Below are 1,307 nucleotides of genomic sequence, written 5' to 3' on the forward strand. Positions count from 1 at the left end.
ATGAATCACCCCGAACTTGTCGGAGGCTAATTTTCTTGAGAGGATTAGCAAATGAACAAGAGATTTAATTATTCAGCAGAAGTCAGAGAGCGAGCCATTCGAATGGTTCTAACTGGCGAACATGAACATTCTTCGAGATGGTCAGCTACAAAATCAGTAGCGTCTAAAATTGGCTGTACGCCTGAAACCCTGAGAGGCTGGATTCAAAAGTCAGAAGTCGACTCTGGCACAAAGCCAGGAGTTACCACTGACGAATCCAATAGAATGAAAGAGCTAGAACGCGAAAATAGAGAATTAAAACGAGCAAATGAAATACTGCGAAAAGCAGCAGCTTTTTTCGCCCAGGCGGAGCTCGACCGCAAACCGAAATAATGGTTGAATTTATTGACGAAAATCGTGAACTTTATGGTGTCGAGCCAATTTGTGAACACTTACCAATTGCACCATCAACCTACTATCGCTATAAAAGATTGAATCAATATCCCGAAGAACGCTGTGCACGCTACCACAGTGATGAAGCTTTAAAGCCTGAAATACTCAGAGTTTGGAATGATAATCAATCTGTTTATGGTGCCAGAAAAGTATGGCTTCAACTGAAACGTGAAGGGTTTCAAGTGGCTCGCTGCACGATAGCCAGACTCATGTCTTGCATGGGGTTGGTTGGTGTAAGGCGTGGAAGAAAATGTATAACGACCATACCTGATGAAAGCGCTGAAAAACCTTTAGACTTAGTAAATCGGCAGTTTACAGCAGACAAACCAAACCAGTTGTGGGTGGCTGATTTCACCTACGTGAGCACTTGGGCTGGCTTCGTTTATGTAGCGTTTGTAATTGACGTTTTTTCTCGATTTATCGTAGGTTGGCGAGTATTAAAAACAATGCAAACTGATTTGGTTTTAGATGCATTAGAGCAAGCCTTATGGGCTAGAGGTAAACCCAAAGGTGTAACCCATCATAGTGATCGAGGTAGCCAATATTTATCCATAAAGTATACTGAACGCCTAAGTGAAGCGGGCTTTAACGCATCAGTTGGCAGTACTGGTGATTCATACGACAACGCATTAGCCGAAACGATAAATGGTTTGTATAAAGCTGAGGTCATTCATCATAAAGGACCTTGGAAAAGTATCGATGAAGTTGAACGAGCAACGTTAACTTGGGTAAGTTGGTTTAATAACCAGCGTCTCTTAAGCTCAATTGGTGACTTACCGCCAAAGGAATTTGAAGACAATTACTATCGACAAATTGAGTCAGATCATGCAGCATGACTCAAATAACATTGCCTCCGATAAAGGTGGGGTGATTCA

At 42.1% G+C, this 1,307-nt stretch carries 1 protein-coding gene and 1 other annotated feature; the gene reads left to right on the top strand.

Annotated elements, in window-relative coordinates; genetic code table 11:
- Positions 1-51 precede the first annotated feature (51 nt).
- A protein-coding gene (locus DS2_RS19325; protein ID WP_152537655.1) for an IS3 family transposase occupies positions 52-1,268 on the top strand; the annotation gives its coding sequence in 2 pieces (ribosomal slippage) (positions 52-340 and positions 340-1,268; 1,218 coding nt in all).
- Positions 330-446, top strand: a sequence feature (AL1L pseudoknot). (Overlaps the previous gene by 117 nt.)
- Positions 1,269-1,307: the final 39 nt, after the last annotated feature.

Source organism: Catenovulum agarivorans DS-2 (assembly GCF_000568405.1).
Lineage (GTDB): Bacteria > Pseudomonadota > Gammaproteobacteria > Enterobacterales > Alteromonadaceae > Catenovulum > Catenovulum agarivorans_A.